The 10,640-nt window shown below is 55.0% G+C and carries 11 protein-coding genes and 2 pseudogenes; 4 read left to right on the top strand and 9 right to left on the bottom strand.

All coding sequences use genetic code 11. The features are described 5' to 3' along the window. Positions 1–44: 44 nt before the first annotated feature. Positions 45–893: pseudogene (locus AC3ISI_RS13035) on the bottom strand (GNAT family N-acetyltransferase/peptidase C39 family protein); the annotation flags it as partial. Here AC3ISI_RS13035 and AC3ISI_RS13040 point away from each other — a divergent pair. Both AC3ISI_RS13040 and ilvA read left to right on the top strand, forming a co-directional pair. Beyond that, the gene (locus tag AC3ISI_RS13040; RefSeq protein WP_489337704.1) at positions 891–1,727 is read left to right on the top strand and encodes a magnesium transporter CorA family protein; all 837 of its coding nucleotides are present in this window, start codon (positions 891–893) and stop codon (positions 1,725–1,727) included. The pseudogene AC3ISI_RS13035 and the gene AC3ISI_RS13040 sit on opposite strands and share 3 nt — an antisense overlap. A 224-nt stretch (positions 1,728–1,951) precedes the next feature. Next, positions 1,952–2,947, top strand: a pseudogene (gene ilvA / locus AC3ISI_RS13045) (threonine ammonia-lyase, biosynthetic); the annotation flags it as partial. 30 nt (positions 2,948–2,977) lie between these two features. Here the strand turns inward: ilvA and eco are convergent. Continuing rightward, positions 2,978–3,460, bottom strand: a complete 483-nt coding sequence (eco, locus tag AC3ISI_RS13050; RefSeq protein ID WP_489337327.1) for a serine protease inhibitor ecotin — start codon at positions 3,458–3,460, stop codon at positions 2,978–2,980. 270 nt (positions 3,461–3,730) lie between these two features. Between eco and AC3ISI_RS13055 the strand changes: the two genes are divergently transcribed. Further along, positions 3,731–3,994, top strand: coding sequence for a DUF1652 domain-containing protein (locus AC3ISI_RS13055; protein WP_489337328.1), 264 nt, complete (start codon positions 3,731–3,733; stop codon positions 3,992–3,994). Here the strand turns inward: AC3ISI_RS13055 and AC3ISI_RS13060 are convergent. Next, positions 3,991–4,386, bottom strand: coding sequence for a hypothetical protein (locus tag AC3ISI_RS13060; protein WP_489337329.1), 396 nt, complete (start codon positions 4,384–4,386; stop codon positions 3,991–3,993). The genes AC3ISI_RS13055 and AC3ISI_RS13060 overlap by 4 nt on opposite strands. Before the next feature lie 90 nt (positions 4,387–4,476). Then, positions 4,477–4,764, bottom strand: a complete 288-nt coding sequence (locus tag AC3ISI_RS13065) for a DUF2790 domain-containing protein (protein ID WP_489337330.1) — start codon at positions 4,762–4,764, stop codon at positions 4,477–4,479. A gap of 509 nt (positions 4,765–5,273) precedes the next feature. On the opposite strand from AC3ISI_RS13065, the gene AC3ISI_RS13070 reads away from it, so the two are divergent. Beyond that, positions 5,274–5,570 carry a hypothetical protein gene (locus AC3ISI_RS13070; RefSeq protein WP_489337331.1) on the top strand — a complete coding sequence of 99 codons (297 nt, stop codon included), beginning with the start codon at positions 5,274–5,276 and terminating at the stop codon, positions 5,568–5,570. Between the two features lie 61 nt (positions 5,571–5,631). Here the strand turns inward: AC3ISI_RS13070 and AC3ISI_RS13075 are convergent, their stop codons facing one another. From AC3ISI_RS13075 to AC3ISI_RS13095, 5 genes are all read right to left on the bottom strand, one after another. After that, the gene (locus tag AC3ISI_RS13075) at positions 5,632–6,576 is read right to left on the bottom strand and encodes a carbohydrate kinase family protein (protein ID WP_489337332.1); all 945 of its coding nucleotides are present in this window, start codon (positions 6,574–6,576) and stop codon (positions 5,632–5,634) included. A gap of 121 nt (positions 6,577–6,697) precedes the next feature. Then, positions 6,698–7,588, bottom strand: a complete 891-nt coding sequence (locus AC3ISI_RS13080; protein ID WP_489337706.1) for a phosphatidylinositol-specific phospholipase C domain-containing protein — start codon at positions 7,586–7,588, stop codon at positions 6,698–6,700. 153 nt (positions 7,589–7,741) lie between these two features. Further along, positions 7,742–8,638 carry a phosphatidylinositol-specific phospholipase C domain-containing protein gene (locus AC3ISI_RS13085; RefSeq protein ID WP_489337333.1) on the bottom strand — a complete coding sequence of 299 codons (897 nt, stop codon included), beginning with the start codon at positions 8,636–8,638 and terminating at the stop codon, positions 7,742–7,744. 162 nt (positions 8,639–8,800) lie between these two features. Beyond that, the gene (locus tag AC3ISI_RS13090; RefSeq protein ID WP_489337334.1) at positions 8,801–10,102 is read right to left on the bottom strand and encodes a glycosyltransferase; all 1,302 of its coding nucleotides are present in this window, start codon (positions 10,100–10,102) and stop codon (positions 8,801–8,803) included. A gap of 48 nt (positions 10,103–10,150) precedes the next feature. Further along, positions 10,151–10,519 (bottom strand): response regulator, encoded by a 369-nt coding sequence (locus AC3ISI_RS13095; protein WP_489337335.1) that lies wholly within the window; start codon positions 10,517–10,519, stop codon positions 10,151–10,153. Positions 10,520–10,640: the final 121 nt, after the last annotated feature.

Raw genomic sequence — 10,640 nt, forward strand, 5'->3', positions numbered from 1 at the left:
CTCAGTCGCCGCGCGGCCCCTGTAGCCGCAGGCTCCGCCAGCTGCTACAAGGACGATTCAACGTTGGGATAGAGAATCACCGCCGCCCGCAACTTGCCCCGACCAAAGCTACTCATCTTCTCGAACGCCCCGTGGCTCACTGGCAAGTGCTGGCAGTCCATAGGTTGGCGATGCTGGCTGTGGTCGACATCCGGGTCATGCAGGTAAACGAACTCCTCATCGCAATCAGTGACGACAACCCAGTGCGGTGATTTTGAGCGGGTCAGCCGATAGCTGCTGATCAACACCAGTGGTTGGCCACCGTCGTTCAGCAAACGTGGCAGGTCCAGTGGGCCACCGATGACCTGTTCGACTTCGGTATGTTGCAACTGCGCGGTGAACTCTTCGTGCACCAGGCGCATGACGTCTTTTTTATGCTCGTCACGCACCCCATCGAGAAACAACGGCCCCGTCATGCTCAGTTGCAGACGCACGCCAAATCCGCGATTCCATGCGGCCAACGCCAGGCCTTGCGGGCTGCAACCGCCGTGAGCTGAGGTCATGAACACGGTCGTCGCCTCGCGCCAGATTTGCAGCTCTTCGCGGCGTTCCAGCTTGCGGTCATTTTGCAGCGCACCCATGGCCATCAGCAGGCAGGCCGGACCGCAGGTGAAATCGGTGGTCTGCGGGTAATACGGCACTTTGATGTTTCTTGAATCACGGTGCTCAAGGATGCGTTTCTCCAGACGCAACGCATCGGCTTGGTCCTGGTAATAGTCATGAATCAGCTCGAAACGCCGGTAACCATTGCGCTCATAAAGGGCAATCGCCCCCGGATTATCCATGCGCACCTCCAGTCGCACGTAGGCACAATCGTGTTCCCGTGCACAGGATTCGATGCGTCGCAGCAACTGCTACTGACCCACGGCGTCTTGCAATCCATCGAACGGCTGGACGCCGAAGTGATGCTGTTCATCAACCCTGACGCGGCCGAACGGGATCTGCTGCACAGCCATTTCAAACTCGATGAACACGCGTTGGCTTCGGCCCTCGACCCGGACGAGGTATCGCGCATCGAGTTTCATTACGACAATTTGTTCCTGATCTGGAAACGCTCGGAAAATTATTCCGACGCCGGCAGCCTGGCGTTTGAGGTGTCGTCGTGTGGTTTGTTGTTTTCCGAGCACCGTCTGCTGGTCATCGCCACCGACGATTCCCCATTACACGGGCTCGGCCCCCGGCAGCGATTGAATCCGCCGCTGGATGTACTGCTGGATTTGCTGTTCAACAACATCCATCACTATTTGGGTCACCTGAAAGTGATCAAGCTGGTTGCCCGGCAATTGCAGCAAAAATGCAACGCGTCGATGCAAAACCAGCACTTGATCCAGATGTTCAACCTCAGCGAGAGTCTGATCTATTACATTAACGCGATTCACAGCAACGGCGCGGTCCTGACGCGGCTGCGCAACCACGCGGCCAAGGAACACTTCAGCGCCGAGGCCATCAGCCTGATCGATGACCTGATCATTGAAAACAACCAGTGCTACAAACAGGCGGAAATCTACTCCACGGTGTTCTCCGGGCTGATCGACGCCCGGGGCAACCTGATGAGCAACAGCATGAATAACCTGCTGCGCAAGCTGACGTTGATTATGTATATGACAAGGATCAACTGTAGGAGTGAGCCTGCTCGCGATAGCTATCTCAAGAACACCACTTTCGCTCCCGCAAACCACAGACATTAAGGTAGACAAGGACACAATCAAGCCAATGAAAATTGGCCATTGACTTACCATCCGCTCAAGGCTAATTTCCAGCCATGACTTCCACCGTATTGCGCTGCCAGCCAAGCATTATTACCGCCATTCCTTATTTGGCGGGCTAGCTCACGACTGCAGCACCCAACCCGCCCTAGAGGCGGGTTTTTACTTTCTGTCTCCAGCGCCCGGAACACAGCCAGGAGACGACCATGACCAGCACGCTCGCCCAGCAAACCTTGCTTGGGCACTACGTAAAAAAGATCCTCGCCGCACCGGTGTATGAACTGGCGGTGCGCACGCCGTTGCAAGTGGCGCCGGCGCTTTCCGAGGCGTTGGGCAATCAGATCCTGCTCAAGCGTGAGGACTTGCAACCGACGTTCTCCTTCAAGATTCGCGGCGCCTACAACAAACTGGTGCAACTCAGTAATGAGCAAAAGGCGCGCGGCGTGATCACCGCGTCGGCGGGCAATCATGCCCAGGGTGTGGCGCTGGCAGCGAAAACGTTAGGGATTGTCGCGACCATCGTCATGCCGCGTACCACGCCGGAACTGAAAGTGCTCGGGGTTCGAAGTCGCGGGGCGGAGGCGGTGCTGCACGGCGAGAGTTTTCCATTCGCCCTCGACTATGCGTTGAGCCTGGCCGAACAAACCGGGAGCACCTTTGTTTCTCCCTTCGACGATCCGGAAGTGATTGCCGGGCAGGGCACCGTGGCGATGGAAATCCTGCGCCAGCATCAAGGCCCGCTCGACGCGATCTTTGTGCCGGTAGGCGGTGGAGGTTTGATCGCCGGTATCGCCGCGTACGTCAAATACCTGCGACCTGAAGTGCGCATCATCGGCGTCGAGTCAGAACATTCGGCGTGTTTGGCGGCAGCGCTCCAAGCGGGTGAGCGCGTTGTCCTGCCGAACGTTGGCACCTTCGCCGATGGCGTGGCGGTGGCGCAGATGGGCGCTTACGGATTCGAAGTCTGCCGGTTTTGCGTTGATGACGTATTGACGGTCAGTAACGACGAACTTTGCGCCGCCATCAAGAACATCTACGACGATACCCGCTCGATCACCGAACCATCGGGTGCGCTCGCGGTGGCGGGGATCAAAAAATACGTAGCGCAAACCGGTGCCTATGGCCAGACGCTGGTGGCCATCGACTCCGGGGCTAACATCAATTTCGACAGCTTGCGCCACGTGGCCGAACGCGCGGCGTTAAGCTGCGCGCCTGCGTAAGACGGGGTGAAGCTATTCCTGAACGGCCTTCTCGACCTTGCTCGACGCCGACCAGATCCGGTAGCGGACTTCGATGTCTTTTGGCACGTAAAGCACAATCGGCAGCTTGCTGTTGTAACGCAGCAAGAAGCCGTCGCCGACCACGGGTACAAAGTCTTTTTTGCTTGTGCCATCGGGGCAGGCCATCAGTGTGCTCATCGGGCCGATGACTTTTTCCAGTCGGTAGAACGGGTAGCCCCAGCCTTCCAGGTTTTTCTCTTCGAGCATCCCGCCCAGACGTGGGCGATTGCAGTCCACGGTCAGGGTCTTGCCGGCGAGGATTTCGACTTGAAAGTCATCTTCTTTGGTTTGCGCAGCGAGGTGGATGACCTGGCGGGTAAAACCGCTTTCAGGCTTGGGGAAGGGCGCGATGGTTTCAAGGGTTGCGGCGTGAGCGATGCTCGAAAGGCCGGCAACCGTTAATCCAATAGTCGTAATAAAGTTCAAAGAACCCATGATGCCTCCTTGCTTGTAATCAATTCGTGGCGCCATTCTTACTGCGCTCAGGCGCTAATGCAAACCCGCGCTTTGCAACGCTGTTCTGGGCTCTTCTTGCAGATTGCACGGTAGTGTTTCTCAGTCCAGGCGCTAAGCCATTGATTTTCCGATGAGCTGCACGGCGAAATTCCAGGCATGTTTTATGCTTTGTCTGTTCTTAAGCTGGCCGGACTGCATATGAGCCAGCATCGATCATTGATTGGCAATCTCACAAAGGAGAGGGTCGCCATGTTTCTTTCTGCCTTGGAACTTCGCAACATCATCGAAAGCAGTTTTTTGCCTAAACGCTGCCAATGCACGCTGTCTCCGGACTTATTAATGACAGTAAAAGTGTATGCAGACGGTCAAACCGATCTGCTTGATCTGCACGTGTCCGGAATTGATGCCTCGACACTGAATGGCTGTCGGGAAATCAACGAATTGATCGCAGGTCTACGCACCAAACAGGATCCAGTGGTCTTATCTCATCCGTGGGTGCGTAAAGCGATTTAACCAACGGTTTCGAATTCTACCGACACGCGCCGGGTCTGAAGAAAACCCAGGCCCAGCGCCAGTTCCGCCAGCACCGCAAGCAAAATGCCAGGTCCGGCATGGCCATTGAGCCATTCGCCGAAACCCAGTGCGGCCAGACCAAAGCACCCGACCATACAACCACTGCTCAGTGCATTGCGAATCACGGACGGCGGCTCGTTTCGAACCCAATAGAAGATCAATCCCAACGCCGCGAACAACACAGCGCAGCGGCGCGCAACAAAACCTGCCGTCGAGGAAAACTCGATACCCCAAATCGCCAGCAGCCAGTCAGGCATCAAGCCCCAGACCAGTGCCAGTGCTAAACACAGGGCGGCGGTGAACATCGACAACGTACGAAACGACAACTGCATAGCGAATCCTTGCGGCAGTGAGGGAGGCGCTCAAGCATAACGCCAGAACCCTCACAGTAAAACCGTCCGGTTCCGAATCAGACGTTTCAGTCAGTTGTAATAAAAATTGCAGGCGTCCGAAAGCTTGCTGTAACTAATTTCTTCAGGCTTGCCGGACGTATCGATGTACTTCATTTCGGCGACAACCACCTTGCATTCATCAGTCGCCGGTTCTGTCAGCGACACGACTTTGTCCACGTTCAGCTGCATGCCGTAGTGGTATGGCGTGGCATTGGAAGTAGATGTGGACGTGGACGCGGACTTGTCGTAGGCCTGGGCAAGTCCGGTAAACGCGGTGCAGGCGAGGGCAGAGGCAATAAGCAACAGGCGAGTGTTCATGTGACGATCTCCAGTGCAGGCGGAAAATCAGTTCGACGATAAAACGTCGAACCTGCCGCACTGGGCGTCAGAATCGTCTGAAGGCGTGCGGTCCAGTAGAATTTTGGACCTTAACATTAAGAGAGGGTTAACCCGGCTGAATGCCGCCTGTCGCGACAGGAGAAACGTCTGTCGGATGTTTCGTTAGGAAAGCCTCTACGGCATCTTCGGCTTGGTCCTACAGGGTCAGGTGACTTGTCGACTTTCGCCTGTTGGGTGATGGGGATTACTGTTGGGGTTCGCTGCAAAATCAGCGATCGGGTTTGGTCACCTGATGCCATCTCACATTTGTGTGCCATCATTCGCCCTGCGGACATCCACGTCCTCGTAGAGCGTTGCAATGGCGGCTGTGTGCTGGACGCCCTCGGGCGAACCGATTTGATGGTTTCGGTTGACCAAGCCTGTACACAGCCGCCTCCCATCGTTTGGTCACGGTGCTGGCGTTACTTATTAACCATCGAGTAATGACTATGCCAACGTTTAAACCTTTTTCAGATCGCTATCGTTCACTCAACAGCGGCGTTACCGATTCAAGTCCTTTAGTGATCGACACCGAAGCCAATCCCCACGACATCCTCGAAGCCGCGTTACAGCGAGTACGCGCCTCCAGCCAACTACTTGAAACCCTTCATTGCCAATGCTTCAAGCACGGCGATGTTCAGGATATTCCGCACATTACTCACGCGCTCTATCTGCTGGCACAGGATGGGTATGACCTGTTGGCGGTGGCTCAGCAACGGATGATGGGGTGGAAGGCGCCGGTCTGACGCCTGACCTTTATAAAAAATCCAGCGCTCGCAGGCGCTGGATTTTGCCTTGGCCTCACATTTAGCGAAGATCCAACTGCCGCCGATAAGGCAAATCCGGCCCGGTCTTGCTGCACGTCAACGCCGCCGCTTGCACCGCAAACTTCAACATGCCGTCGATGTGTTCGCGGCTCAGCGATTGCACACCTTCCACCGAATCCAGCTGATGTTCGGTCAACCAGGTAATCAACGCCGCTTGAAACGTATCGCCAGCCCCCACCGTGTCGGCGATCTTCACCGAACTGGCCGGCACCGACCACGAACCGTGAACTCGGCTAAACACTGTCGCTCCTTCACCACCACGGGTCAGGAATACCAGCTGACAGCGATGCTGCAGCCAGCCTTCGATTACGCGCTGCGGGTCTTCCTCGGGAAACAACAGGCTCAAATCCTCATCGCTGACTTTGATCAGGTCGGCGTATTCCACCAGCGTCGCAATACGCGAACGCCATAGGTCGATATTCGGTTCAGGATTGAGTCGCACATTCGGGTCGAGGCTGATCAGGCGTTTGCCGCTTTCGCGCTGCAGCAGCGCGAGTAACGTATCGGCAATCGGTTGCACTACCAACGAGAACGAACCAACGTGCAGACCGCGCACTTCAGGCCCCAATTCCGGCAGGTGTTCCGGTTTCAACTGACGATCCGCGCAGCCTTCACCGCGAAAGCTGTAATGCGGCGAACCATTGGCGCCCACTGCAACCATCGCCAATGTGGTGGGGGCGGCGAAGTCCACCAGAAAATCCGTGCGCACGCCTTCATCGTTCAGCACTTGTTGTAAGCGCCGGCCGAGGTAGTCGGTGGACAGCCCGGCAAACAACGCCGCGTCCACGCCTAAACGGCGCAGACCGACCGCGACATTGAACGGCGAACCGCCGGCAATGGCCTTGAAATTCACTTTTGATGCCAGTCCGCTGGCATCATCTTCGCTGAAGAAATCGAACAGCGCTTCGCCACACACCAGATACATAATTGTTCGCTCTTTAAAGGGTTGCTACATGCTGTCGATAGCACTCATCGGCGTGCTGCGAGGGGCGCGATCATGCATCTATCCACGCTTGGAATACCAGCGTGCAATGCGCCCCATGGCATCAAGATGTCGCCGCCCGATCATGCAAGGCGCGACCGTAAACGGCTTTCATGCTCGTGGCCATCCAGCAGTAGCGCACGATTTCTGACTCGTCGAAGAAATCGATATTGATAATGCTGCAGCGCGTTACCCAGTCCCGGGACGGGTTGAACCAGTCGTTGATGTAGTTCTTGATGTCCTGGGGGCCGCCCAGAAACGCATAGCTAGTCGCTGACAACGACCACAGGAACGTTTCGTAAGGTGCATTTTCGAGTGTGCTGACGATATGGCGTTTCAGGTCGTCGGCGTCAGTGAAACGGGCTGCGTTCCACTTGTGCGGGATGCGCGGCCAGAAGTAGTTGTCGTTCAGCCCCGGAACCATCGGCGCTGCCAGCACTATCCTGCGGCTCGCACTGAGACGCTTGAGTTCACCCACTGTGCTTGTGGCAAGGGCAGGCGCAATGATCCGCTGACCAAGTCGACTGACCAGAAGGTCATTCAGTTTCTGATAGTCAAAGGGTTTGGTTCCGTCTCCCAGCTGGTGGAAGTCTAAAACGATGAACTCATCCGGATTTTGATCGAGAAACGTTGTGACGGCACTGATCAATTCCTCGAGGACGCGGTGCGATTGGTAGCCGTTATGATGGAAATAGAAAATCGGTTGATCGTGACCCTGGGTATAACCGAGACGGATATCAAACGCTCTTGCACCCTTCGCAAGTTGCCAGGCGAACGAGTCGTTCTGACAGGTAGTCCAGTTACCAATAAGCACGTCATAGTTGGGTGCCTGTTTGTCCATGCCGGCGTTATGAGTGCAGGGCCAGACGATATCGGTCAGTTTCAGGCGATTGATGTCGAGGGTGTTGCTTATCCATTTATGTTTATCCAAATTCCCTTTTGTGTGTCTTGTCATTTTCAGTCCTGTTTGTAGTTTTTTCCCGTCCGTGGGGGAAGTGCGATCGGTAGAACAACAATAGAAGACAATCTCGTGGTTGCCAGCGCCTGAAACAAATTTATAAATATGGCGAATGTATGGCGCGTTCAAACCATGCCTGATTGGCACGCTTTAAACGTCGTTGTTCGCTTTAATCACATTTGCTGTCCGACAATGTTGCACCAGTTTCGAAGTCTCAAAAAAATCTGCATTAATAATGCTGCTTTTCAGGACCCAGTCCCGGCCAGCGGGATCAAACCAGTCGTCCAGCTGCTGCCTGATGTTCACCGGGCCGCCCAAGGCACTGTAACTGGTGGCGGAAAGCGACCATGGCAACCCGCGAGGCGGGTACTTCATGACCTGCGTGATATGCGTGGTCAGTTCACTAATGCTGGTGGTCGCAATACCACTCCACTTGTGCTCGATTTTTCGACAAAACCACGAGGAGTCCATGTCCGAATGACGCTCGGTTGCCACCAGCACTCTCTGCGCGTAGCTGGCTTGCTTAAGTTGTCCAAGCGTCAGGAAAGCGTTGCTGTAGGGGATTATCCGGTTTCCCAAATGTGTCAGCAGAAACCTGTTCAATTCCTTGAAATTGAAAGGTAGTTTGTCGGATGACAACTCGTGAAAATCCAGCAAGATGAATTCGTCGGGGTTCTCCTGAAGAAAGCGGATCACGCCCGTCACCAGGTTTTCCAGCGAACGGGACGAGCGAAAGCCGTTGTGATGGAACCAGAACGTAGGGACGCCTTTTGGGGAAACCTCATACTCCAGCCTCAAGTCGAGTGCGCGCGCTCCTTGGGTCAATTGATAGTAAAAGCTATTGCTTTGACAGGCTGCCCAGTGACTTACACCCGGTGCTGCATAGGACGCTTTTTTATCTACGCCGGCATTGTGTGCGCCGGGAAATACCAAGTTGGCAAACGACAGGTTGTCAATAGTCGGAGTGTCGCTCATCCAGCGTCTGAGTGTGAAATCCACTCTGTCATAGATGGGGTTTGACAGGATGTTTAGATGGGTATTACTCATAGGGCGTCCTTGCATGGGTAATAAATATTTTGCGGAGGTTGTCGCTCAGGTTGTTGGTCGTAACGTGCTGAGCGATGGCAAATACTTATAACTTAATGAGAGGCGACATCCAAATAAGGCTTGATGCTAAAAGTGTATGGGTATAAAGCGGTTGTTTAATACTCAGGTATCTTCTTTATGTCTGTTCTTGGCTTCGATCCACTGCGACATATATTGAGTGCTTTTGTGCTGGTGATGACGCAGCATGCTGCCGGTGAAGTTGTCTCTTCGGATAGCGCAAAGATGTTGCCGGCAATCATTGAGTCTGGCAATCAATGCGGGACCGTGTGTAGCCGACTGGTAACGAGTGCTCAATAATTCAAACCCTGACGTTTGCGCCTGCAACCACCGGGTTTCGTCTTTATAGAGGTGTACCGCATTATCGGCGAATGCCTCGGCCGTAATGGCCACCGCCCCCGGCCACGCTTGTGCGCCGTGCATGGCTTCTGCGCCAATCGGCGTCGTGACATTCGGAGTGCCACAAATCATGGCGTCGACGATCTTGCCTTTGATGCCTGCCCCGAACCGCAGCGGTGCCAGACACACCCGTGCTGCCGACATCACTTGCAAGGCGTCTTCAGCCCAGTTCATCACATGAAAGCCTTGCGCCGGGTTATGAAGTGCGGTGGCCTTGGGTGGCGTGTATGCGCCGTAGATATGCAACTGCGCCGTGGGCAGTTGCTCGCGAATCAGCGGCCAGATGGCCGTTTTCATCCAGAGCACTGCATCCCAGTTCGGCGCGTGGCGAAAGTTGCCGATACTCAAAAAATGCGCGCGGTCTGCAAACGCTACTGGCGGCGCACTCGGCAGATCGACCATCAGGGGACACCAATGCAACAAGTTGCGCGGCAGTTTGAACTGCTCGACCAGTAACTCGATTTCCACTTCGGAGATCATCAGGTTCAAGTCGCAGCGATACAGCGCGGCAATCTCACGTTTGGCCAAGTCTGTATCAGCCATCAATTCGAACTCTTCACGCAACGCCGGGGCAAACAAGTTGCTGAAGTCGTTGGCGTCATCGCGGTCTTTCAAACGCTCTTTAAGCCGTTGATGCCGGGCATGGCGCAGGCTTTGCAAATCCGACGTCTCAAGCACACGTAACGCATCGGGACAGTGTTTTTCAACGCGCCAGCCGAATTGTTCTTCCATCATGAACTGATCGAACAGGACGATATCCGGCGCCAACTCACTGATGAACGTGTCGAAGCTGCTGTTGTTCAACTCGATTGCCACTTCACGAATACCCAGTGCCGTCAGGTCCGCCCGGTGTTCTCCGGTGCCGGCCGGGCTGCTGAAGGTGATGTCCCAGCCTTGCTGCAAGAACGTATCAAGGATTTGCATCACATGACCACTGGCCGCTGAAGAACGCGGTTCTGGCCAGACGTAACCAATAACCAGGACTTTGGTTGCGCGGGGCTGACTCATTAATGGGTATTCCTTGGTGCGGATAGTAGAGAAGGGTGAAACGAGGAACTAGGCCTGGCTGTCGAGCATGGACTTGACCTTGTCGCGTAGCTGATCGATCGAGAACGGTTTGCCGATCACGTGCATGCCCGCAGGCACATCAATGCTTTCGGCATATCCACTGGCGAACAGGATCGGCAGTTCAGGGCGCAGCATCCTTGCCTGAACGGCCAGTTCGCGACCGTCCATCACCGGTAAACCGACATCGGTCATCATCAAATCGATGTATTGGTCCTCGTCGTTGAGAAATTCCAGCGCCTTTTCGCTGCCATCCGCCTCAAGTACTTTGAACTCCAGCTCCTCCAGCACGTCAACGATGAGCATGCGCACAATGGCATCGTCTTCGACTACTAATATGATGGATGCGTCGGCGGACATAGTGGGAGCTCTCAAAGAATGAATTCAGGGTGCCGGTCGATAAAATCACCGGGCTCTTGCATGAGTAAGTGGCGGATCCCGACAAGTTCCCAACGCTGTGCAAAAAAGAACAGCTACAAGA

Source organism: Pseudomonas sp. GL_139_B (genome assembly GCF_057834475.1).

Coding starts and splice junctions, on each gene's coding strand:
- AC3ISI_RS13090 (WP_489337334.1), bottom strand. CDS start 10,102: ATGAGTCAGCCCCGCGCAACCAAAGTCCTGGTTATTGGTTACGTCTGG.
- AC3ISI_RS13075 (WP_489337332.1), bottom strand. CDS start 6,576: ATGTATCTGGTGTGTGGCGAAGCGCTGTTCGATTTCTTCAGCGAAGAT.
- AC3ISI_RS13085 (WP_489337333.1), bottom strand. CDS start 8,638: ATGAGTAATACCCATCTAAACATCCTGTCAAACCCCATCTATGACAGA.
- AC3ISI_RS13065 (WP_489337330.1), bottom strand. CDS start 4,764: ATGAACACTCGCCTGTTGCTTATTGCCTCTGCCCTCGCCTGCACCGCG.
- AC3ISI_RS13095 (WP_489337335.1), bottom strand. CDS start 10,519: ATGTCCGCCGACGCATCCATCATATTAGTAGTCGAAGACGATGCCATT.
- eco (WP_489337327.1), bottom strand. CDS start 3,460: ATGGGTTCTTTGAACTTTATTACGACTATTGGATTAACGGTTGCCGGC.
- AC3ISI_RS13070 (WP_489337331.1), top strand. CDS start 5,274: ATGCCAACGTTTAAACCTTTTTCAGATCGCTATCGTTCACTCAACAGC.
- AC3ISI_RS13060 (WP_489337329.1), bottom strand. CDS start 4,386: ATGCAGTTGTCGTTTCGTACGTTGTCGATGTTCACCGCCGCCCTGTGT.
- AC3ISI_RS13080 (WP_489337706.1), bottom strand. CDS start 7,588: ATGACAAGACACACAAAAGGGAATTTGGATAAACATAAATGGATAAGC.
- AC3ISI_RS13055 (WP_489337328.1), top strand. CDS start 3,731: ATGTTTCTTTCTGCCTTGGAACTTCGCAACATCATCGAAAGCAGTTTT.